Annotated in this window: 18 protein-coding genes; 10 read left to right on the forward strand and 8 right to left on the reverse strand. The window is 68.1% G+C overall.

Features of this window, described 5'->3' with window-relative positions:
- Positions 1-361: 361 nt before the first annotated feature.
- From ACFWMR_RS22365 to ACFWMR_RS22380, 4 genes are all read right to left on the reverse strand, one after another.
- The gene (locus ACFWMR_RS22365; protein WP_378379733.1) at positions 362-1567 is read right to left on the reverse strand and encodes a low temperature requirement protein A; all 1206 of its coding nucleotides are present in this window, start codon (positions 1565-1567) and stop codon (positions 362-364) included.
- 456 nt (positions 1568-2023) lie between these two features.
- Complete coding sequence (locus ACFWMR_RS22370; RefSeq protein WP_378379734.1) at positions 2024-3496, reverse strand: MFS transporter; 1473 nt, start codon at positions 3494-3496, stop codon at positions 2024-2026.
- Positions 3496-7080, reverse strand: coding sequence for a DNA polymerase III subunit alpha (gene dnaE, locus ACFWMR_RS22375; protein WP_378379735.1), 3585 nt, complete (start codon positions 7078-7080; stop codon positions 3496-3498). The genes ACFWMR_RS22370 and dnaE overlap by 1 nt, the downstream gene beginning before the upstream one ends.
- Positions 7081-7287: 207 nt before the next feature.
- Positions 7288-8373 (reverse strand): plasmid pRiA4b ORF-3 family protein, encoded by a 1086-nt coding sequence (locus ACFWMR_RS22380; RefSeq protein ID WP_378379736.1) that lies wholly within the window; start codon positions 8371-8373, stop codon positions 7288-7290.
- 131 nt (positions 8374-8504) lie between these two features.
- Here ACFWMR_RS22380 and ACFWMR_RS22385 point away from each other — a divergent pair, with 131 nt between their 5' ends.
- From ACFWMR_RS22385 to ACFWMR_RS22410, 6 genes are all read left to right on the forward strand, one after another.
- Positions 8505-8906, forward strand: coding sequence for a nitroreductase/quinone reductase family protein (locus ACFWMR_RS22385; RefSeq protein WP_093934715.1), 402 nt, complete (start codon positions 8505-8507; stop codon positions 8904-8906).
- Between the two features lie 783 nt (positions 8907-9689).
- Positions 9690-10361 (forward strand): FadR/GntR family transcriptional regulator, encoded by a 672-nt coding sequence (locus tag ACFWMR_RS22390; RefSeq protein ID WP_093934717.1) that lies wholly within the window; start codon positions 9690-9692, stop codon positions 10359-10361.
- A gap of 4 nt (positions 10362-10365) precedes the next feature.
- Complete coding sequence (locus tag ACFWMR_RS22395; RefSeq protein ID WP_378379737.1) at positions 10366-11805, forward strand: amino acid permease; 1440 nt, start codon at positions 10366-10368, stop codon at positions 11803-11805.
- The gene (locus tag ACFWMR_RS22400; protein ID WP_378379738.1) at positions 11802-12755 is read left to right on the forward strand and encodes an asparaginase; all 954 of its coding nucleotides are present in this window, start codon (positions 11802-11804) and stop codon (positions 12753-12755) included. The genes ACFWMR_RS22395 and ACFWMR_RS22400 overlap by 4 nt, the downstream gene beginning before the upstream one ends.
- A 10-nt stretch (positions 12756-12765) precedes the next feature.
- Complete coding sequence (aspA, locus tag ACFWMR_RS22405) at positions 12766-14154, forward strand: aspartate ammonia-lyase (protein WP_378379739.1); 1389 nt, start codon at positions 12766-12768, stop codon at positions 14152-14154.
- A gap of 175 nt (positions 14155-14329) precedes the next feature.
- Positions 14330-15952 carry a CocE/NonD family hydrolase gene (locus ACFWMR_RS22410; RefSeq protein ID WP_378379740.1) on the forward strand — a complete coding sequence of 541 codons (1623 nt, stop codon included), beginning with the start codon at positions 14330-14332 and terminating at the stop codon, positions 15950-15952.
- Here ACFWMR_RS22410 and ACFWMR_RS22415 read toward each other — a convergent pair.
- Together ACFWMR_RS22415 and ACFWMR_RS22420 are read right to left on the reverse strand one after the other, a co-directional pair.
- Entirely contained in the window at positions 15949-16710 is a 762-nt protein-coding gene (locus ACFWMR_RS22415; RefSeq protein ID WP_378379741.1) for a metallophosphoesterase, read from the reverse strand. The genes ACFWMR_RS22410 and ACFWMR_RS22415 overlap by 4 nt on opposite strands.
- Positions 16711-16714: 4 nt before the next feature.
- Entirely contained in the window at positions 16715-17344 is a 630-nt protein-coding gene (locus tag ACFWMR_RS22420) for a GntR family transcriptional regulator (protein ID WP_093934722.1), read from the reverse strand.
- Between the two features lie 46 nt (positions 17345-17390).
- Between ACFWMR_RS22420 and ACFWMR_RS22425 the strand changes: the two genes are divergently transcribed.
- Positions 17391-18569, forward strand: a complete 1179-nt coding sequence (locus ACFWMR_RS22425; protein ID WP_378379742.1) for an aminotransferase class V-fold PLP-dependent enzyme — start codon at positions 17391-17393, stop codon at positions 18567-18569.
- On the opposite strand, the gene ACFWMR_RS22430 is transcribed toward ACFWMR_RS22425, so the two are convergent.
- The gene (locus ACFWMR_RS22430; RefSeq protein WP_093934724.1) at positions 18566-19057 is read right to left on the reverse strand and encodes a DUF1453 domain-containing protein; all 492 of its coding nucleotides are present in this window, start codon (positions 19055-19057) and stop codon (positions 18566-18568) included. The genes ACFWMR_RS22425 and ACFWMR_RS22430 overlap by 4 nt on opposite strands.
- Before the next feature lie 63 nt (positions 19058-19120).
- On the opposite strand from ACFWMR_RS22430, the gene ACFWMR_RS22435 reads away from it, so the two are divergent.
- Genes ACFWMR_RS22435 through ACFWMR_RS22445 form a run of 3 tightly spaced genes read left to right on the forward strand, consistent with a single transcriptional unit; the run spans position 19121 to position 21673 of the window.
- The gene (locus ACFWMR_RS22435; RefSeq protein WP_378379743.1) at positions 19121-19741 is read left to right on the forward strand and encodes a TetR/AcrR family transcriptional regulator; all 621 of its coding nucleotides are present in this window, start codon (positions 19121-19123) and stop codon (positions 19739-19741) included.
- Positions 19738-21234, forward strand: coding sequence for an AMP-binding protein (locus ACFWMR_RS22440; RefSeq protein WP_378379744.1), 1497 nt, complete (start codon positions 19738-19740; stop codon positions 21232-21234). Before ACFWMR_RS22435 ends, ACFWMR_RS22440 begins: the two co-directional genes overlap by 4 nt.
- Before the next feature lie 19 nt (positions 21235-21253).
- Positions 21254-21673, forward strand: a complete 420-nt coding sequence (locus ACFWMR_RS22445) for a cupin domain-containing protein (RefSeq protein WP_378379745.1) — start codon at positions 21254-21256, stop codon at positions 21671-21673.
- On the opposite strand, the gene ACFWMR_RS22450 is transcribed toward ACFWMR_RS22445, so the two are convergent.
- Positions 21670-22188 carry a MarR family winged helix-turn-helix transcriptional regulator gene (locus tag ACFWMR_RS22450; RefSeq protein WP_378379746.1) on the reverse strand — a complete coding sequence of 173 codons (519 nt, stop codon included), beginning with the start codon at positions 22186-22188 and terminating at the stop codon, positions 21670-21672. The genes ACFWMR_RS22445 and ACFWMR_RS22450 overlap by 4 nt on opposite strands.
- Positions 22189-22198: the final 10 nt, after the last annotated feature.

The following is a 22198-nucleotide window of genomic DNA, read 5'->3' on the forward strand; positions in this document are numbered from 1 at the left end:
GAACCTCAAAACGAGGTTACATATACATAAGCTCTACTGGCTTAGTTCACTAGCACACTGTTGAGTTCTCAAGCAACACACCCCAGATCGCACCGCAGCTACACGGCCTTATCTGAAGCAGTTATTTCTTGGCTTTTGTCCGGAGCACACCCTAGCACCTGCTCGAAACTGCCGTTTCAGCGGGGGTAGAGTTACCTCTCCGGTTCGGGACCACCCACTCTACCACCATCCGGTGGGAGCTTGGTTCGTGTTCCCGGCGGCCGCTCGGTTTCCCTGGCGACGAAGAGAACATTACACGGCCCGAAACCGGCGTTTACAGGGGGGTCCCTTTTTTCGCGCCGACGCTCTGACCTGCGTCGATCTACCCCTCGGGCGCTGTCTCCCCCAGAACCGGCTCTCCGTGCGTGGCGACCACCGTCAGCACGACGAGCGCCGCGGCGAGTCCGGCGGTGATGTGGATGGGCGCGGGCGTGAACGACGCGGCGAGCACGAGCACCGCGGTCACCGGGAAGCCGATCGCGATCGGACGGCATTCGTTGGTGGGGCCGATGTGCATCAGCCAGACGCTCAGCAGGTAGATCGCGACGGGCACGGTCGTCGCCATGGCGGCGGGCAGCGAAGCGACGTGACCGGTGTGGGTGTCGTAGTCGACCGCGACTTCGAGGCCGGCGCCGAGCGCGGCCGCCGACGCGAAGATCAGGTAGTGCCCGTAGCCCCAGCTCGCGACGGTGAACAGGCTTTTCGCCTTCTCCAGCCGGACGTGGCCCGGCTGGTCGAAGTACAACCACCACAGGGAGAAGACCAGCACGAGCCCCGCGGCGGCGAGCGAGATCAGGCTGCCGGTGTGCTCGCCCTCGTCCAGCCCTTCCTTGACCGCGGTGGTCGCGCCGAGGATCGATTCACCCAGCACGATGATGGTGAACAGGCCGTATCGCTCGGCGATGTGATGCGGGTGCCAGCCGGTCCAGCGTTTGCGTTCGGCGATCACCGGGACCGCGAGTTCGGCCACCAGGAGCACGAAGAACGACGGCAGTCCCAGCGAGTCCGGCAGGCCGAGCCGCACGATCCACAGGATCTGGACGATCGTGATGCCGACGGCGTACCGGAGTGCGGCCGGGCGGCACTGCGGATCGGTCCTGGCGGCACGCAGCCATTGGACGACCATCGCGAGGCGCATCAGGACGTAGCCGGCGACCATGATCCTGAAGTCGCCTTCGAAGGCGGACGAGACACCGGCGGCGACGGTCAGCCCGCCGGCGATCTGCACGAGGGTGACCACCCGGTACAGGACGTCGTCGGTGTCGAACGACGACGCGAACCAGCTGAAGTTCAGCCAGCCCCACCAGATCGCGAAGAACACCATCCCGAAGCTGAGCACCCCGTGCCCGATGTGGTTCTCGGCGATCGCGTGGTGCAGACCGGCGGCGGCCTGCGCGACGGCGACCACGAAACACAGGTCGAACAGCAGCTCCAACGGGGTCGCGACCCGATGTCCCTCACCGGAATCGCGCATCGTCATCGGCCGGTACCAGACCCGCAGCCGATTCCGCCCAGAACTCTCCGCCATCACCGCTCCTCGCACTCTCGGACTCGCGAAGATCTTCGCAGCCGGAGGCGGTTCACACACTCGGAGAAACGCGCGGCGGGTGGGTCCGGACCGGGTGCACCTCCCCAGGCGACCCCGCACGGACCCACCCGCGCGAATGCCTCACCGGGACTCGGCTCGTCAGTGGTGGTGAGCCGGCTGCCGCCGAACGGTCCCCCGCGGACGCCGACGGCTGTCCACCGGTTCGTGACCGTGGGTGTCCATTCCTGAGAACTCCGGACTCGCCACGATCGCTTCGCCGATCGATCCATCCCCGATCGATCGACAGAAATACCACTGTCGGTAGCCATGACACAGCAGTGAAGGCTCCGTAAGGTCTACCCGGTTGCTCTGAGTAGCACCAGGGGATGACAGCCTCAGTCACTCGGATGGAGCATCGAGTCTTGCCGAACGTAGTCATCGGTACGCACGGATGACTCAGCCGCGTTGACTGTCGGCGGCAGCCCTGGCGGCGTCTTCCCGATCAGTGAGCGAACGCCGCTTCCGGCGCGCGCGGAGCTCGATCACGGCGAGTAAGAGCGCCGAGCACGTCAAGCCCGCGGCGCACAGCATCGCCGCGGTCAGCGCCGACGAGTAACCACCGTTCGCGCCCAGTACCGCGTGGAAGACCGAGGCCAGCACGACCGTGCCGATCGCGGTGCCGATGCGCTGCCCGGTCTGCAGCGCTCCCCCGGCCACCCCCGCCATCGAGGTCGGGACGCATTCCAGGGTCAGTGTGGTGTTGGGTGAGATGACCATTCCGCCACCGACGCCGGCGACGAGCAACGGCAGCGCGAACCACCAGCCCGCCGCGGCACCGGGATCCTGACCGGCGAGGACGGCGACCGTGACCATCCCGGTGATCACCATGACCAGCCCGGTGACGGTGAGCTTGCGGCCCCACTTCGACACCAGCCGTCCCGCGATCGCCGCCGAAACGGCCGAGCCGAGGGCGAAGGAGGTGACGGCGAGCCCGGATTGCAGTGGCGTATAGCCGAGGCCCTGCTGGAAGAAGATGGCGAAGACCAGCCACATGCCGGTGAATCCGCTGAAGTAAAGGGCACCGACGGCGGCACCCGTGGCGTAGCCGGGGGTGCCGGTGAACAGTCGGGTGTCCAGCAGCGGCGGACGGCCGCGCCGGACCATCGAGCGTTCCCAGCGCACGAACGCGAAGCCGAAGACCACCGCGACGATGAAGAGCCACCACAGGCCGCTCAGCCCGCCCTGTTCGGATTCGATCAGCGGGAGCAGGACGCCGAGCACGGCGACACCCAGCAGCATGATGCCGACGAAGTCGATCTCGCCCCGCAGGCTCCTCGCCGGCTTCTCCGCTTTCGGGAGCCATCTCAAGGCCAGGGTGAACGCCAGGATCCCGATGGGCACGTTGACGTAGAAGACCCAGCGCCAGCCTTCCGGGTCACCGAAGACGGCGAGGATCACGCCGCCGAGCACCGGCCCGACGGCGGTCGAGATCCCGACGGTGGCGCCGAACATGCCGAACGCGCGGCCTCGTTCCGCGCCGCGGAACAGGTCCTGGATCATCCCGCTGTTCTGCGGCGTCATCATCCCCGACGCCACACCTTGCAGGAGCCGCGCGACGACCAGTGTCGTCTCGTCCGGCGCCGCGCCGGCGAACGCGCTGGTCAGCACGAACGCGGCGAGCGCGAACAGGAACATGCGGCGGCGGCCGAGCGCGTCACCGAGTCTGCCACCGGTCACCAGCACCAGCCCGAAGGCCAGCGCGTAGCCGGAAACGACCCACTGGATCCCGCCGCTCGACGCGCCGAGGTCCTTCTGGATCGAGGGCAGCGCCGTGTTGACGATGCTGACGTCGAGCAGGCCCATGAACCCGGCGGCGAGGGAGACGGCGAGCGCCTTCCAGCGCCGGGGGTCGGGTTCGTAGGTGCTCATCAGGTGCTGGCGGCGATCCCGGGGATGCCCTTGAGCTCACCGATCAGCATCGACGTCACCTTGACCGGATAGTCGTACAGCGCGAAGACCGTCTGGTTCTTGCCGACCAGCTTGAGGTGCACCGGGGTCTCACCCTTGTGCGCCAGCAGGGTCTGTTTCAGTTCGCTGACCACCGACTGGTCGATCTTCTCCGCGGCGGCCAGCAGGACCAGCGGCAGGTCGTCGTCGCCGTTGCCGACCTCGGACAGGTCGAGCGGCACGAGCCCGCCGCCGAAGATGGACATCTTGTCTTCGCGCCAGTTCACCCGGCCCTTGACCAGGACGGCGTTGTCCTCGATGAGGTCCGCGGAGAACATCGCGTAGGACTTCGGGAAGTACAGGACCTCCAGTGAGGCGTCCATGTCCTCGACGGTGCAGATCGCCCAGGGCTCGCCCTTCTTGTTGACCCGGCGTTCCAGCGAGGTGATCAACCCGGAGATGATCAGCTCGCCTTCCTTGGGCGGGTCGGCGATGATCGCCGCGATCGGCCTCGGCGCGTGTTTGCGCAGGATGCGTTCGGCGCCGTCCAGCGGGTGCGCCGAGACGTAGAGGCCGAGCATCTCCCGCTCGTAGGCGAGGAGCTGCTTGCGCGGGTACTCCTCTTCGCCGAACTTCAGATGCGCGAGCGGCGAAGAGGACACGGCGGCCTCCGCGTCGTCGTCCCCGCCGAAGCCGAAGAGGTCGAACTGGCCCATCGCCTCTTGGCGCTTGAGCGGGACGACGGCCTCGACCGCGTCCTCGTGCACCTGGATCATCGAAAGCCGGGAGTTGCCGAGCGAGTCGAATCCGCCCGCCTTGATCAGCGATTCGATGACCCGCTTGTTGCAGGCCACCAGTTCGGACTTGTCGAGGAAGTCGGTGAAGGAGGAGTACTTCCCCTTCTCCGCGCGGGTCTTGATGATCGACTCGACGACGTTCGCGCCCACGTTGCGGACGGCGCCCATGCCGAAGCGGATGTCCTCCCCGACGGCCGCGAACCTCAGCGCCGACTCGTTGACGTCCGGCGGGAGCACCTTGATCCCGAGACGGCGGCATTCCGAGAGGTAGACCGCGGACTTGTCCTTGTTGTCACCGACCGAGGTGAGCAGCGCGGCCATGTACTCCGGCGTGAAGTTCGCCTTGAGGTACGCGGTCCAATAGGAGATCAGGCCGTACGCGGCCGCGTGGCTCTTGTTGAACGCGTAGCCGGCGAACGGGAGGATCGTGTCCCAGAGCGCCTTGATCGACTCGGAGGAGAAGCCGCCTTCGAGCAGGTCGCTCGACTTCATGCCCTCTTCGAAGCCGACGAACTCCTTCTCGAGGACTTCCGCCTTCTTCTTGCCCATGGCGCGGCGGAGCACGTCCGCGCGGCCCATCGAGTACCCGGCCACCTTCTGGCCGATGTGCATGATCTGCTCCTGATAGACGATCAGGCCGTAGGTGTCGGCCAGGATCTCCTTCAGGGGCTCTTCGAGTTCCGGGTGGATCGGTTTGACTTTTTGCCGGTTGTTCTTGCGGTCGGCGTAGTCGTTGTGCGCGTTCATGCCCATCGGGCCGGGGCGGTACAGCGCGCCCACCGCCACGATGTCGTCGAACACCGTCGGCTGCATCCGGCGGAGCAGGTCACGCATGGGGCCGCCGTCCAGCTGGAACACGCCGAGCGTGTCACCGCGGGAGAGCAGCTTGTACGTCTCCGGGTCTTCGACGCCGAGGGTGTCGAGGTCGATGTCGACCCCGCGGTTGCTCTTGATGTTGTCGATCGCGTCACCGATGACGGTGAGGTTCCGCAGGCCCAGGAAGTCCATCTTCAGCAGGCCGATGTTCTCGCACGACGGGTAGTCCCAGCCGGTGATGATCGAGCCGTCGTCGCGCTGCCACAGCGGGATGGCGTCGGTCAGCGGGTCGCAGGACATGATGACCGCGCAGGCGTGGACGCCCGCGTTGCGGATCAGCCCTTCGAGGCCGCGGGCGGTCTCGAAGATCGTCTTGCACTCTTCGTCGGTCTCGACGAGCGCGCGGACCTCGGCGGCCTCGCCGTACCGCTCGTGCTTCGAGTCGACGATGCCCGAAAGCGGGATGTCCTTCGCCATGATCGGCGGCGGCAGGGCCTTGGAGATCCGGTCCGCGATCGCGTACCCCGGCTGGCCGAAGTGGACCCGCGCGGAGTCCTTGATGGCCGCCTTGGTCTTAATGGTGCCGAAGGTGATGACCTGCGCGACCTTGTCGACGCCGTACTTGTCGGTGGCGTACCGGATCATCTCGCCGCGACGGCGGTCGTCGAAGTCGATGTCGATATCGGGCATCGAGACACGCTCGGGGTTCAGGAACCGCTCGAACAGCAGCTTCTGCGGGATCGGGTCCAGGTTGGTGATACCGAGGACGTACGCGACCAGCGAACCGGCGGCGGAACCACGGCCGGGACCGACACGGATGCCGACCTTGCGGGCGTAGTTGATGAGGTCGGCGACGATGAGGAAGTAGGCGGGGAAGCCCTTCCCGATGATGACGTCGAGCTCGATCTCGATGCGCTCGTTGTAGTACTCGTCCGGGACGCCCTCCGGATACCGCCACTTGAGACCGCGCGCGACCTCTTCCCGCAGCCAGGTGCCCTGGTCGTAGCCGTCGGGGACCTCGAAGAACGGCAGCCGGTCCTTGTGCGTGTAGACGTCCTTGTAGGACTCGACGCGCTCGGCGATCAGCAGCGTCGAGTCGGCGGCGCCGGGGACTTCCTTGTCCCAGTACTCGCGCATGTCGGCGGCCGACTTCAGGTAGTAGCCGTCACCGTCGAACTTGAACCGGTTCGGGTCGTTCAGCGTCTTGCCCGCCTGCACGCACAGCAGCGCGGAGTGGGTGTCGGCCTGGTCCTTGGTGACGTAGTGCGAGTCGTTGGTGGCCAGCGGCCTGAGGTCGAGCAGCTTGCCGATCTCGAGCAGGCCCTCGCGGACCGACCGCTCGATCGGCAGGCCGTGGTCCATCAGTTCGAGGAAGAAGTTGTCGCCGCCGAAGATGTCTTTGTAGTCCGAAGCGGCCTGGATCGCTTCGGTGCGCTGTCCCAGCCGCAGCCGGGTCTGGACCTCGCCGGACGGGCAGCCGGTGGTCGCGATGATGCCCTGGTGGTTCTCCGCGATCAGCTCGCGGTCCATCCGGGGCTTGCGGTAGTACCCCTGCATGCTCGCGAGCGAGGAGAGCTTGAACAGGTTGCGCAGGCCGGTGGAGTTCTCGGCGAGCATCGTCATGTGGGTGTACGAACCGCTACCGGAGACGTCACCGCCCTCACCGAACTCGTCCGAGCCACGCTGGTTGGCCTGCCCCCAGAAGACCGGCTTCTTGTGGAAGCGGCTCTCCGGCGCGATGTAGGCCTCGATGCCGATGATCGGCTTGAGCTCGTGCTTGACCGCCTGCTGGTAGAACTCGTCCGCGCCGTACATGTTCCCGTGGTCGGTCATGCCGACCGCGGGCATGCCCAGGCGCGCCGCCTCCTTGAACAAGGGGGCGATCTTCGCCGCACCGTCGAGCATCGAGTACTCGGTGTGCACATGCAGGTGGACGAAGGAATCGTTCGACACCAGCGAAAACCTCCCCTAGGCAGACGGATCCCTGGCTGCTTGACGCGGGCCGGTCCTCCCACCCTAGGCTTCTCATGATCATCAGCAACTCGCGGGGGGACGCGGTCCTCGGCCAGTGCCGAGTCTGCTAGCCGAGCAAGATCAAATCCAGTTGGCTCGCCGGAACCGTCGCCACCCGAACGGGGCAGCGAGGCCGGGCTCGCCGGGTCAGCTCAGCCGGGCCAGCCGTCCGTCGACCACCTCCTTGTCGAACCACTCCGGATCGAAGCCGTGGCCGCCGAGCTCTTCGATCAGTTCCTCGTTCTCTTCGTCGTCCGGATCACGCAGGGCTTCCAGCAACATCTCGTAACCGCTCAGGTCGTCACATTCCGGTGGCGGGGCGGCGCGCTCCCCGTCGAGACAACTCGCCGTGCGAGGCGGGCCGACCAGCTTCTCCACCCGGATCCAGTGCCGCCAGCCCTCCGCCTCGTAGACGAGCCGGTGGCCGGGCGAGGTGACGACCTGGCCGAGGGTCGCTTCGTCGTCCGGCCTGTCGCCCTCACCGCTCCACGCATCGACGCTGAAGCCTCCGTACGCGGTCTCGAACCGGTGATCCTGCCGTTCGTCACGGTCGAACGCGGCCGCGAGGATCCGGTGCAGTCCGGCGAGGGTGACGTCGGAGCTGACTTCGAGCCGTCGCCAGATCGCCTCGTCCGGCTCGGACAGGGCGACCGCCAGCCAGAGTCCGGTGACCGGCGCGGGCGAGGGCAGGACGAGCGGCAGCGGATCGGCCGACGACAAGCGGGGCAACGGTTCGTAGCCGGGCAAGCCGAGCCATCGGCGCAGCTGGGCCGCGCGCTCGGGCAGCTCAGGCCTCGGATCGGTCCCCAGCTCCGAGAGCTTGGGGACCTTCTCCCGGAACCAGGCGTCATGATCCGCCCTGGCGATCAGCGCCGTTTCGACCTGGCTCCGGAACTCTTCGGGGGTCAGCGGCGCCTCGGTGACCTCGAAGCCGTTGCGGAGAACCGCCAGGGCGTCCTCGGGATCGGGATGGAGCTCGATAACGTCGACCTCGCGATCGTTGACCACGACCCCGACTCCCACCGAGCGTTTGCCGGCGGTCAGCGTGGCGGCCAGGACCACCAGGTCCTGATCCACCTGGCCTTGGACGACACAGTCCGACAGCTCGACTGGTCCGTGGAGCAGCTTCGGCCAGCGCTCCACCCTGGTCACGTCCAAGGGCGGACGCGGCCGGTGGGAGCGCTGGTTCTTCGGTCTTTTGGCGGGCTTGCGGCCGCGGCTGACGGGGGACACGGGATCAGTATCGCCAGCGGCACCGACAGTTTCGGCGCTGTGAGCAGCCATGATCGAAAAATGCTTGCCGACCTGGGCGCGGATGGGCAGACTGACCAGCCGCCAAGATCACCGAACCGCCCGGAGAGTTGATGATCGACCTGCAGGCCATGAACGAACGAGTGATCGCGGAGTTCCGCGCGAACGGCCGCCACGGCGACGGTCTCCCGACGTTGCTGCTCACCACCACCGGCGCCCGCACCGGACGACGGCACGTGACGCCGATGCTGTTCCTGGCCGACGACGACCGCTACATCGTGTTCGCCGCGAACGGCGGCGCTCCGGGACATCCGGACTGGTACCGCAACCTGGTCGCGGAGCCGTCTGTCGACGTCGAAGCGGACGGAGAGGCCTTCACCGCCCACGCTGTCGAGGTCTCTGGAGCGGCGAGGGACCGTCTGTTCGCGAAGCAGGCGAAGGCGTTCCCTCGGCTGGCCGAGCACCAGTCGAAGACCAGCAGGCCGTTCCCGGTGATCGCGCTCAAGCGGGTCTGACGTGGGCGGCGCTTCGAGTTAGCGCCGAGGGTGTCTTCGGCACCTACTGGGGTTTGGCCGCGGTCGATCTCGGGTCCGGTCCGTGTCGCCACGTCCGCCCCAGACGCACCAGCCGTCACAGCGGACTCGGGTGAAGGTCACTCCCCAAGTACATGAAGGGGTCCTTCATTGCGCTAGGCGCGGTGAAGGGGTCCTTCATGTACTTGGAGAAGCGAGACGGCGCCGAGTGGACCGGGGTGGTCGTGAGTGGCGATTCGGGTTCTGGCGGACCGGTATTTGCCTACCTACTGGGCCCGGCAGCAGCTGAGCCGGGATCCTCCGGCAAGCCAGGTCGTTGCCTGATCCGAGCGTGGAGGGCCAGCGCATACCGGTCCGAAGGTGCCGATTCAGCGACCGCCGAGCGGGGAAGAAACCGGACGTTCAACGTCCGAAATCCTCCCCCGTCGCACCTACCCGGCGGACAGACCGACACGAACCCAGTCGGTAGCCAAATACCGGTCCGCTCCAACCCCGAATCGCCACTCACGACCATCTGACCGACGTTGTGACACTGGCCACCTCCGCACGGGAATCCGGTGTCAGCACGGAACTCCCCGTCCACGAAAGCACCCAGCACGGGTTCGAATTCTCAGCCGATTACCGCGTCGACGCGGACCTCGCAGCGTGGATCGGCGCCCTCGGCCGATCGCTTGACAAAGCGTTGGCCCGACCGCACGATCTCGTCTCATGAACCTGTCTGACAGCCAGACAGCCGGACACGGTGGTCCACGACGCGTCAGCGCGATGGAGGCCGTTCTGGCCCACCTCCGCGGTGCCATCGAGCGCGGCGAGTACCCCGTCGGCCAGAAGCTGCCGTCGGAGTCCGCGCTCGGCAAGGAGTTCGAGGTCAGCCGTTCGGTCGTCCGCGAAGCGCTGCGCGGATTGCAAGCGCTCGGGCTCACCGTGTCCAAAACGGGCAAAGGGACCTTCGTGACCGCCACCGGGCCGGTCGAGAACCCCACCTTCGGGACCTACTCGGCCCGCGACCTTTTCGAGGTCCGGCGCCACGTCGAGATCCCCGTCGCCGGCTACGCCGCCGTGCGCCGCAGCACCGACGACCTCGATCTGCTCGGTCACCTCGTCGAGCGGATGGACCTCGAAACCGACAACACCGCGTGGGTGGCGCTGGACTCGCTGTTCCACATCACCATCGCCCAGGCCTCGGGCAACCCGGTGTTCGGCAAGGTCATCGAAGAGATCCGGGACGCGCTGGCCAGACAGTCCTCCTTTCTCAACCAATTGGGGGACCGTCGGACCCGCTCGAACACCGAGCACCGTGAGATCGTCACCGCCATCGCCTCCGGGTCCGAAGCGGACGCCATCGCGGCGATGACCTCCCATCTCGAGCACGTCGAGAACGCGCTTACCACCATCGTGCGGCCAAGCCACACGACGCACCAGAACAAGGACGACTGACACCGTGACCGAACAGACCCTCAGCGCGGACGGCAAAACCGCGCCGGTGCCGGCCGACGCCGGTGATGCCGGCTACGACAAGGCGTTGAAGCCCCGCCACGTCAACATGATCGCGATCGGCGGCGCCATCGGCACCGGCCTGTTCCTCGGCGCGGGCGGACGGCTCGCGCAAGCCGGCCCGGCGCTGGCGATCGTTTACGCGGTCTGCGGCCTTTTCGCGTTCTTCGTGGTGCGTTCGCTCGGCGAACTCATCCTGTACCGCCCCTCCTCCGGCGCCTTCGTTTCCTACGCCCGGGAGTTCATGGGAGAGAAGGGCGCGTTCGTCGCGGGCTGGATGCACTTCCTGAACTGGTCGACGACCGGTATCGCGGACATCACCGCGATCGCGCTGTACGCGCATTTCTGGTCGTTCTTCACGCCGATCCCGCAGTGGGTGCTGGCGCTGATCGCGCTCGCCGTGGTGCTGGCGCTGAACATGGTCTCGGTGAAACTGTTCGGCGAGATGGAGTTCTGGTTCGCCATCATCAAGGTCGCCGCGCTGGTGACCTTCATGGGGATCGGAATCTGGCTGCTGGTGACCCAGCAGCCGATCGACGGCCAGGTCCCGGGCTTCTCGCTGCTCTCCGACCACGGCGGGATCTTCCCGGCGGGTGTGCTCCCGATGGTGCTGATCATCCAGGGCGTCGTGTTCGCCTACGCCTCGGTCGAACTGGTCGGCGTCGCCGCCGGCGAGACGGAGAACCCGCGCAAGATCATGCCGAAGGCGATCAACTCGATCATGTGGCGTATCGGGATCTTCTACGTCGGTTCGGTCGTCCTGCTGGCGATGCTCATGCCGTGGAGCTCCTACTCGAAGAGCGAGAGCCCGTTCGTCACCGTGCTTTCGCATGTCGGTGTGCCGCAGGCGGGCAACGTGATGAACCTGGTGGTGCTGACGGCGGCGCTGTCCAGCCTGAACTCGGGGCTCTACTCCACCGGCCGCATCCTGCGGTCGATGTCGCTGGCCGGGTCCGCGCCGAAGTTCACCGGCGTGATGAACAAGAACCACGTGCCCTACGGCGGGATCCTGCTCACCTCCGCGGTCTGCGTGGTCGGTGTCGGCCTGAACGCCGTCGTGCCGAGCCAGGCCTTCGAGATCGTGCTGAACTTCGCCGCCGTCGGCATCCTCGGCACCTGGGCGATCATCGTCCTTTCGCATCTGCTGTTCGTGCGCAAGGCCAAACTCGGCGAGGTCGAGCGCCCGTCCTACCGTCTGCCGTTCTCTCCCTACACCGAGATCGCGACGCTGGTCTTCCTCGTCGCCGTCGTGGTGCTGATGGGCTTCGACGAGGTCGGCCGGATCACCCTGTACTGCCTGCCCGTCATCGGGCTCGCGCTGGTGGCGGGCTGGTTCGGGGTCCGCAAGCGGATCAACATGGACGTCTTCGAAAAGACGAAGCTGTGATCCCCGAGATCCGCGTTCCCGCCCACGAACCGCTGGTGCACCTCCTTCGCGACGGAATGGTCGAGGGGGTGCACCACGGTTCGGCCGTGGTGCTCGCCCCGGACGGCCGGGTGCTGTTCTCCGCCGGTGACATCGAGGCGGCGTTCTACCCGCGTTCGGCGGCGAAACCCTTGCAGGCCACGGCGATGGCGCGACTAGGCGTCGAGCTGAGCCCCGCCGGATTCGCCGTCGGCGCGGCCAGCCACTCGGGCGAGGAGATCCACCTCGCCGAGGCGCTCAGGACGCTCGACGGCGCCGGGCTCACCGCGGAAGACCTGCGAACGCCGGAAGACCTGCCGTTCGACCCCGTCGAGCGCGACGCCTGGATCGTCGCGGGGCGGCCGGCTTCGAGACTGGCGCACAACTGTTCCGGCAAGCACGCCGCGATGCTCGCGACCTGCCGCCTGCACGGCTGGTCCACAAAGGACTACCTGGATCCGGGGCACCCCTTGCAGCGCGCGATCGCGGAGTGCGTCGAGGAGCTGACCGGGCAGCGGATCCCGAAGGTCGCCGTCGACGGCTGCGGCGCTCCCCTGTTCGCGGTCTCGCTGCGCGGACTCGCCAGGGCCGTCGGCAAGATCGCCGCGGCTTCCACCGGCACTCCGGAAAGCCTTGTCGCCGAAGGGATCCGGAAGCATCCGGAACTGGTCGCCGGCACCCGTCGCGACGTCACCGCGCTCATGCGCGCGGTGCCCGGGCTGATCGCCAAGGACGGTTTCGAAGCCGTCCAGGTCGCCGCTTTGCCGGACGGGACGGCCATCGCGATCAAGATCGCCGACGGCGGTGACCGCGCGCGGAAGCCGGTGCTCGCCGCCGCGCTCGCGCTGTGCGGCGTCGAACAAGACGTCCTGGAGCCGTTCCCCGGTCTGCGCGTGACCGGCGCGCTCGCCGACCATCACCTCGCCGCCTGAGGAGCGACAGATGCACCGCGTGGAACACGATCTGCTGGGAGACAAGGAAGTCCCGGCCGACGCCTACTGGGGTGTGCACACCGCCCGCGCCAGGGAGAACTTCCCCATCACCGGCACCGCGATCTCCGCGTACCCGCATCTGATCGAGGCGCTCGCGTCGGTCAAGGAGGCGGCCGCGAGCGCCAACGCCGACCTCGGCCTGCTGGAACCGGACGTCGCCGGCGCGATCCGCCGGGCGTGCCGCGAGATCCGGGAAGGCGCGCTGCACGACCAGTTCGTCGTCGACGTCATCCAGGGCGGCGCGGGCACCTCGACGAACATGAACGCCAACGAGGTGATCGCGAACCGCGCGCTCGAACTGCTCGGGCACGAGAAGGGCGACTACGCCCGTGTGCACCCGAACGAGCACGTGAACCTCGGGCAGTCGACCAACGACGCCTACCCGACCGCGGTCAACGTCGCCACGATCATCGCCGTCCGGGAACTCGCCGAGGCGATGGTCGTGCTGGAGCAGGCGTTCGCGGCCAAGGCCGTCGAGTTCCACGACCTGCTGAAGATGGGCCGCACGCAGTTGCAGGACGCCGTCCCGATGACGCTGGGACAGGAGTTCGGCACCTACGCGGTCATGCTCGGCGAAGACCGGCTACGGCTCACCGAGGCGGTGACGCTGCTGCACGAGATCAACCTCGGCGCGACCGCGATCGGTACCGGCCTCAACGCCGCGCCCGGATACGCCGAAGCCGCCGTCGCGCACCTGCGCGAGATCACCGGGCTGCCCGTCGTGACCGCCGCCGACCTCGTCGAGGCGACGCAGGACTGCGGCGCTTTCGTGCACCTTTCCGGTGTGCTCAAGCGGATCGCGGTGAAACTCTCGAAGAGCTGCAACGATCTGCGGCTGCTTTCGTCCGGCCCCCGGGCGGGGCTCAACGAGATCAACCTGCCGCCGGTGCAGGCGGGGTCGTCGATCATGCCCGGCAAGATCAACCCGGTGATCCCCGAGGTGGTCAACCAGGTCGCGTTCGAGGTCATCGGCAACGACGTCGCGGTGACGATGGCGGCCGAAGCGGGCCAGCTGCAGCTCAACGCGTTCGAGCCGCTGATCCTGCACTCGCTTTCGGAGAGCATCACGCATCTGCGGTCGGCCTGCCTCGTGCTGGCGGAACGGTGCGTCTCCGGGATCACCGCGAACGCCGACGTGATGCGGGGCTACGTCGAGAACTCGATCGGGTTGGTGACCGCGCTCAATCCGAGCATCGGCTACGCGGCGGCGACCGAGATCGCCAAGGAGGCGCTGGAGACCGGGCGCGGTGTGGCGGAGCTCGTCGTCGAGAAGGGCCTTCTTCCCGCCGAAGAGCTGGCGAAGCTGCTGAAGCCGGAGACGCTCGCGCGGCTTTCCTGAGACCAGCGGGGCGGTACCGGGCGGTCTGCCCCGCGCCCGGTGTCATGAGGGGTCCCCTTGGGACAATTTTCGTCCGAAGGGGACCCCTCATGACACGTACGGGACTCCCTCAGGCCGCCGACGCGGGTACGGTCGTAAGCGGAAGGTGATCCTCCGCACGAAAGGCGGCCCCAGCGTGCTCGACCGACTTCTCGACCGGTACCTCGGCCTTCCCGCGGCCGAAGGGCCCGCCCCCTCGGTGACCAAGGCGATCCCCGTCCCGATGCCCGACGGCGTCCGGCTGCTCGCGGACCGCTACGCCGTCCCCGGCGACGAGCCGCGGCCGGTGGTGCTGATCCGCACGCCGTACGGCCGCAAGGGCGTGATGGGCAAGATCTTCGGCGAGACGTTCGCCCGGCACGGGCTCCAGGTGGTCCTCCAAAGCACGCGCGGGACCTTCGGCTCCGGTGGCGAGTTCCGGCCGTTCCATCTGGAGAAGGAAGACGGCCTCGCGACCGTCGCCTGGCTGCGCGAGCAGCCGTGGTGCGACGGGCGGGTCGCGATGGCGGGCGCGAGCTACCTCGGCCACACGCAATGGGCCGTCGCGCCGTACCTCGACGAGCCGCTCGAAGCGATCTGTCTCGGCGTCACCGCGTCGGAGTTCACCTCGGCCTTCTATCCCGGCGGGATCCTCGCGGTCGACAACATGGTTTCGTGGTCGTCGTTGATCGGCCGCCAGGAGGGCCGGTTCGCGGGCCTGCCGAATCCCTGGCAGACGAAGAAGACCCGGCGGGCCATGGCACATCTGCCGGTTTCCGGCGCCGACGTCGAGGCCATCGGCAAGCAGGTACGGTTCCTGCAGGACGTCTCCGAGCACGCCGAACCGGGCGACGACTTCTGGGCGCCGGCGGATCACAGCGTCGAAGTCGCCGGGCTGACCACGCCGGTGAGCATGGTGACCGGCTGGTACGACCTGTTCATCGCCGCCCAGCTGCGTGATTTCAAGGAGCTCGCGGCCGCCGGTCGCGAGCCGCGGATCACCATCGGCCCGTGGGCGCACGGCGAGCCCGCCAGCCTGAAAACCCTGATCACCGACCAGATCGGCTTTCTCTCCGCGCATCTGCTCGGCGATCGCGCGCCGCTGAGGCAAGCGCCCGTACGCCTGTACCTCCAAGGATCAGGGCGGTGGCTGGACTTCGAAAGCTGGCCGCCGAAGTCCGACACGACCCCGTACTTCCTGCGTCCCGGCGGGCTTTCCACCGCCGAGCCCGTCGAGTCGAAGCCGGGCACGTTCACCTTCGACCCGGCCGACCCGACGCCTGCCGTCGGCGGTCCCCTGCTTTCGGGTGTGCAGAAACAGCAGGACAACAAGGACGTCGAAGTGCGCCGCGACGTGCTGCTCTTCACCGGCGACAGGCTGAAGCGCGACCTCGACGTCATCGGCGAGATCTCCGCGCTGGTGCACGTCCGGACCGACCTCGGGCACGGCGACGTCTACGTCCGGCTGTGCGACGTCGACGGCCGCGGGGTCTCCCGCAACGTCACCGACGGCATCCTCCGCCTGCGCCCCGGCAGTCCCGGGTCCGATGTGGACGGTGTGGTCGCGGCCGAGGTCCGGCTCGACCCGACCGCCTACCGGTTCCGGCGCGGGCATCGCCTGCGGCTGCAGGTCGCGGGCGGAGCGTTCCCGCGCTTCGCCCGCAACCACGGCACCGGCGAACCGGTTTTCAGCGCGGTGGACGGGAAACCCGCGCGGTTCGAGATCTTCCACGACCCCGCGCACCCGTCCCGGATCACGCTGCCGGTGTTCGCGGGCTAAGCCGGGACCACTCGCTGGTGAGTGGTCAGCCTGCCGTCGTCGTGCAGCACGTGGAACAGCAGCGACGGCGGCAGGTCGTAGTCGATCGGCCCGCCTTCACCCCACGGCCGGAGACCGTTCTCCTCCCACGGAAGCAGGATGCTCGATCCCACCGAGGGCGCCGACCGCAGCGGCACACCCGCGAACGTCGTCGACGCCGAGGCGTGCACATGCCCGCAGAGCAGGGCCACCACTCGCGGGTGGCGGGCGAGCACCTCGGCAAGCCTGTCTTCGCCGTACTGGCGCATCGCGTCCACCAACGGCAGGCCGAGCGCGACCGGCGGGTGGTGGAAGGCGATGAAGGCGGGGCCGTCGCCGTCGGCCAGCACGCCGTCCAGCCAGGCCATGGTCTCGTCGTCGAACTGCCCGTCCGGCTTGCCGGGAATGCTGGAGTCGGCCATGACGAAGGTGACGTCGCCGACGGTGTGCGCCACGTTGACCGGCCCGTCGTCCGGTGCCTGGCCGAGCAGCCCTTCACGGAACGGGCCGCGTTTGTCGTGGTTGCCGGGGCAGGTGAAGAGCGGGACGTCGGTCTTGAACAGTTCGGCCGCGCGCCGGTACTCCTCGAGCGTGCCGTGGTCGGCGATGTCGCCCGTCACCAGGATCGCGTCGACCGGTGTCGCCAGACTGCCCAGGTACCGCATGACCCGTTCGGTGCGTTCGTCGGCGCGTTCCCCGCCGTCGAGATGGTTGTCGCTCAGATGTGCAGTCACGAACATCGTGTCACCCCATGTCGTCCAGATATGCCAACGTTTTCACCCAGTTCCGCGCGAGCAGCTCCACGGCCGCCGCGAGGTCGGAGACGCGGATCGCCTCGGCGATCCGGAGGTGTTCATCGATACTCTCCCGTGAGCGTTCGATGCCACCGAAATAGCGGGCGTCATAGCGCTTCAGCAGCGGTTTCGTCTGCTCGATCAGGCGCAGCAGATGCGGATTCGTGCAGCGCGAGACCAGCAGCGCGTGCCAGCGGTCGTCCAAAGTGGACAGATCACCCTGCCGATCGAGTTCCGCGGTCATCTCGGCGGTGATCCGGTCCAGGCCGCCGGTGAGGCCGGCGAGGTCCTGCGGCGAGCTCCAGCGCAACGCGAGCGATTCCAGCTCCGCGACGAGCGGGTACAGCTGCCGCGCCTCCTCCGGATCGAACGGCGGCACGAGGAAACCCCGGTTCGGCGCCGAGACGAGCAGGCCGCGATCGGCCAACCCGATCAGCGCCTCGCGCAACGGTGTCCGGCTGACGCCCAGTTCGCGGGCGAGGTGCACCTCGTTGATCCGGCTGTCCGCGGCGATCCGGCCGTCGAGCACGCGGGCGGTGATCTCCTCCGCGAGGTCGCGCCGGAGCAGGTTCCTCGTCATGCGGACAGTATTGCATGCACTTCGGACGTACTGTATTCAGTTAGGCATGACGGACTTCGATGTGAACCGCGCTCGGGTCGAGACGCCGGGCTGCGCGGAAGTGGTCCACCTCAACAACGCCGGATCGTCCCTGCCGCCCTCGCGGGTCACCGACACCGTCGTGGACTACCTTCGCGAGGAGGCCTTGATCGGCGGATACGAGCAGGCCGCGGCGACCGCGGAGCGGATGAACGGCGTCTACGCCTCGGCCGCCCGGCTCGTCGGAGCCGAACCCGGCGACATCGCGCTGACCGACAACGCGACCAGGTCCTGGCAGGCGGTCTTCTACGCGCTTCCGTTCGCCGCGGGAGACCGGATCCTGACGGCGAAGTCCGAGTACGCAAGCAATGTCATCTCCTTTCTCCAGATCGCGAAGCGCACCGGCGCCGTCGTCGAGGTGGTCGACAACGACGAGTCCGGGCAGCTGGACGTCGAGGACCTCAAGCGCCGCGTCGACGGCGACGTCAAGCTGATCGCCGTCTCCCACGTGCCGACCCAGGGCGGGCTGGTGAACCCCGCCGAGGAGATCGGCGCGGTCGCGCGGGCGGCCGGGATCCCGTTCCTGCTGGACGCGTGCCAGAGCGCCGGCCAGCTCGACCTCGACGTCGCGCGCCTGAACTGCGACGCGCTCAGCGTGACCGGCCGCAAGTACCTGCGCGGGCCGCGCGGCACCGGGTTCCTGTACGCGCACCCGCGGCTACGCGAGCGCGTCGAGCCCGCGATGCTCGACCTCCACTCGGCGGTGTGGACCGCGCCCGAAACCTACGAAGTCGACTCGACGGCGAAGATGTTCGAGGTCTGGGAACGCGATCACGCCGCCTTGCACGGTCTCGGCGCGGCGATCGACTACGCCCTCGAATGGGGCATGCCCGCCATCGAGGCCCGTGTCGCCGCGCTCGCGGCGAAGCTGCGCGACGCGCTCCGCGAGATCCCCGGCGTCCAGGTGCACGACCAGGGCACCCGGCAGTGCGGGATCGTCACGTTCAGCGTGACGAAAACGCCCTCGCAGGAGGTGAAACAGCGCCTGGCGGCGGCGAAGATCAACGTCAGCGTCACGGAGGCGACGTCCGCCCAGTTCGACTTCTCCGACCGCGGACTGCCGTCGCTGGTCCGGTCCTCGGTGCACTACTTCAACACCGAGGACGACATCGACCTCCTCGTCGGCGAAGTCGGGAAACTGGCTTAACGGCGCGAAAGCAGCGACTCGGACGGCGGGGCGAACGGCAGCCCCGTCGTCTTCGCGCGTTTGCCGATCACCAGTGCCTCCCCCAGCAGGCTGACGCCGATCGACAACGTCACCGGCCGCGCGTCGGGATGTACCCCGGCCGTGGTGGCCAGGAATCCGATCCCGAAGTTCACCAGCAGCGAGAGCACCCACACGCCGAACGTCCAGCCGGTGTAGCGCAGCCAGAGCACACCTTCGCGCTCGAACAGCTTCGTGGTGGTGGCACGCACCGCGCCGAGCCCGCAGCCGACCGCGGAGCCCAGCACGAGCCAGAGGCCGTCCGTGAAGGTGAAGATCTCCAGCTTGGCCAGGCCGTAGACCCCGATCGCGAGCAGGATCACCGGCGCCCCGAACACATCGCGGGCGACCAGCGGCTCCCCGCGCAGCCGGCGCACGACGATCACGACCACCGCGGCGACCACCAGCGCGATCAGCAACCAGGTCCTCATGAACTCCCCCTTTGTAGCATGACTGTGCCAAATAAAATAGCAAGCCCGTGCTATAAAGACAACATGCCCAAGATCGTCGACCCCGGCGTCCGCCGCCTGGAGATAGCCGAGGCCGTCTTCCGCGTGATCCAGCGGGACGGGCTCGCGCAGGCGTCGCTCAGGAGCGTGGCCGAAGAGGCCGGTCTCGCGATCGGTTCGGTGCGGCACTACTTCCGCGGCCACGACGAACTGATCGTGTTCGCCATGCGCGCGCTCGGCGACCGGCTCGAAGCGAGACTGCTCGGCCACCTCCCCGATCTGCTCGATCCGAAGACGCCACGTTCACGACGGCAGGAAATCACCGAAGCCCTGCTCGGCGAACTGCTTCCGCTCACCGAGCAGACGCGGGCCGAAACCGACGTCTGGCTGGCGTTCTCGGCCGCCGCGAGGAACCGCCCGGACCTCGCGGAGGAGGCCGCCCGCATGTACGAGGGGGTCCGCGCGCTCGTCCGGCGGGTGCTCGACGGCGCGAACGAAGCGGGCGGCCTGCTCGACGACCTCGACCTGGCCGTCGAGACCGAACGGCTGGCCGCACTGCTGGACGGCCTCGCCCTCTCGACGGGCCGGACCCCGCCGGAGCTGATGCGAACGGTCCTCCGGCGGCATCTGGAAACCCTGCGACGGCCCGAATCGGTGATGAAATGAGTACGTTCTACGAAGTCGCGGCCCAGGACCCCGGCCGTGTCGCGGTGATCGACGTCGACGGGCGGGAAACCACCTTCGGCGAACTGTCGGCGCGCGCGAACCAGCTGACCCACGCCTTGCGGGCGCTCGGCCTCGGCGAGGGCGACGGCGTCGTCGCGATCATCCACAATGGACTCGCCTATTACGAGCTGCTGCTGGCGACCCTGCAGGCGGGCATGTACTTCACCCCGGTCAACCACCGGTCCTCGCCGGGCGAAATCGCGTACATCGCGGCCAACAGCGGCGCCAAGGTGGCCGTCGCGGACTCGGACATCGCGGCCACGTGCACCGCGGAACTGGAAGGCCTGCACCGGTTTTCCCGCGGCGAGACGCCGGGCTGGGCGGATTACGCGTCCTGGGGCACGGACCTGCCCACCACCACGCCGGAGCACCGGACCGCCGGTCAGACGATGCTCTACACGTCCGGGACCACCGGCCGCCCCAAAGGTGTCCGGCGCGCGCTGTCCGGGCGGCCGCCCGCACTGCACCCCATCCACGCGCACGTCCTCGAACGCCTGGACGTCGTGGCGGGGCACGGCGTGCACCTCGTCGCCTGCCCGCTCTACCACGCGGCGCCCGGCATGTTCTCGACCGCGATCCTGCATCTCGGGCACACGCTCGTGCTGATGGACCGGTTCGACGCCGGGGAAACGTTGCGGCTCACGGAAAAGCACCGCGTGACGAGTACGCATCTGGTGCCGACGATGTTCCACCGCATGCTGCGGCTGCCCGAGGACGTCCGCGCGCGCCACAACCTGTCGAGCCTGATCTCGGTGATCCACGGCGCCGCGCCGTGCCCCCGGGAGGTGAAGGAGCGGATGCTCGCCTGGCTCGGACCGGTGGTCCACGAGTACTACGGCGCGTCCGAGGGCCTGATCTCGGCGGTGCACGCCCGTGATTGGCTCGCCGAGCCGGGCACCGTCGGCGAGCCGCTCGACGGCGTGCGGGTCAAGGTCCTCGACGACGACGGCCGGGAGCTCCCCGCGGGCGAGACCGGGACGCTCTACTTCAGTTCCGCGCACACGAAATTCGACTACCACGACGATCCGGGCAAGACGGCGGCCGCGCGTTCCGGGGAGTTCGTCACCGTGGGCGACGTCGGCTATCTCGACACCGAGGGCCGGGTGTTCCTGTGCGACCGGCGGACGGATCTCATCCTCTCCGGCGGGGTGAACATCTACCCGGCCGAGATCGAGGCGCGGCTGCTGAGCCATCCCGACGTCGCCGACGTCGCGGTGATCGGCGAACCGGATCCCGAATGGGGGCAACGGGTCGTCGCCGTCGTTCAACCGGTCGAGGATGTCGCCGGGGACACCGACCTGGCGAAGCGGCTCGAAGAGCATTGCCGGGCGGAGCTCGCCGGGTTCAAGACACCGCGCCGCTTCGACTTCCGGGAGCGGCTGCCGCGGACGGAGAGCGGAAAGATGCTGCGGCGGACGCTTCGGGCCCCCTGATTCGCGGTACCGTTTCCTGATGCGCCCGCGGTCTGTGACCACACTGCTCGCCACGCTCGCTCTCGCGTTCGCCGTCCCCGCGACAGCGGAGGCGACCCCCGGGTCCGGGGTGACCGGGACGATCTTCGGGCAGAAGACCGTCGGGGACACCGACTACGTGCGGCGCGAGGTCGTCATCCAGCCCGGCGGCTACACCGGCTGGCACTACCACGACGGGAAGCTGTACGCGTTCGTCAAGAACGGCACGCTGACGCACAACTCGGCCGACTGCGGGCTCGACGGCCTGTACCGGAAGGGCGCCGTCTTCACCGAGCCGAGCGACACCGTCCACATCGGACGGAACCTCGGGACGACGCCGGTGGTGCTGGAGGTGCTTTACGTGCTGCCGCACGGAAAACCGCTCTCGCAAGACGCGCCGAACCCGGGTTGCCCGTTCTAGGCTCCGAACCAGCCCGCGACGTCGAGGCGGAAGCCGTCCGCCGGCGCCATCACCCGAAGGTCGGTTTCGAGCGCGCGAACCCTGTCGGCGCCCAGCGCGCCGACCCAGTCCTTCCGCAGCTCCTCGAAGATCACCGCGGACCGGCGGAGTGAGTCGATCCCGCGGCCGGTGAGCCGGACGACCTTGCGCCGCGCGTCGGCCGGGTCGTCGGCGCGCTCGACGTAACCGAGCTGCTCCAGCTTGTCGACGGTCTTGCCCGCCGCCTGCTTGCTGACCCCGAGCCGCCGCCCGATCTCGCTCGCCGTCGCGCCGCCGAGGCCGATCGCCTGCATGGCGAAGCCGTACGCGGGGCGGACGTCGGGATGCCCCTGCTCAGCCAGCTCCGCGTGCAGCCGGTCGATGATCGAGCGGAAGCCCGCGAACAGCAGCAGCGGCAACTCGAACCCGGGAGGGTCCGGAACCCGCTTGCCAGATTCGACAACCTGGTTTACCTTTTCGTCAACCACGTTGACCATCTTAAGGGGC

The organism is Amycolatopsis thailandensis, assembly GCF_042723255.1.
GTDB classification, from domain to species: Bacteria; Actinomycetota; Actinomycetes; order Mycobacteriales; family Pseudonocardiaceae; genus Amycolatopsis; species Amycolatopsis thailandensis.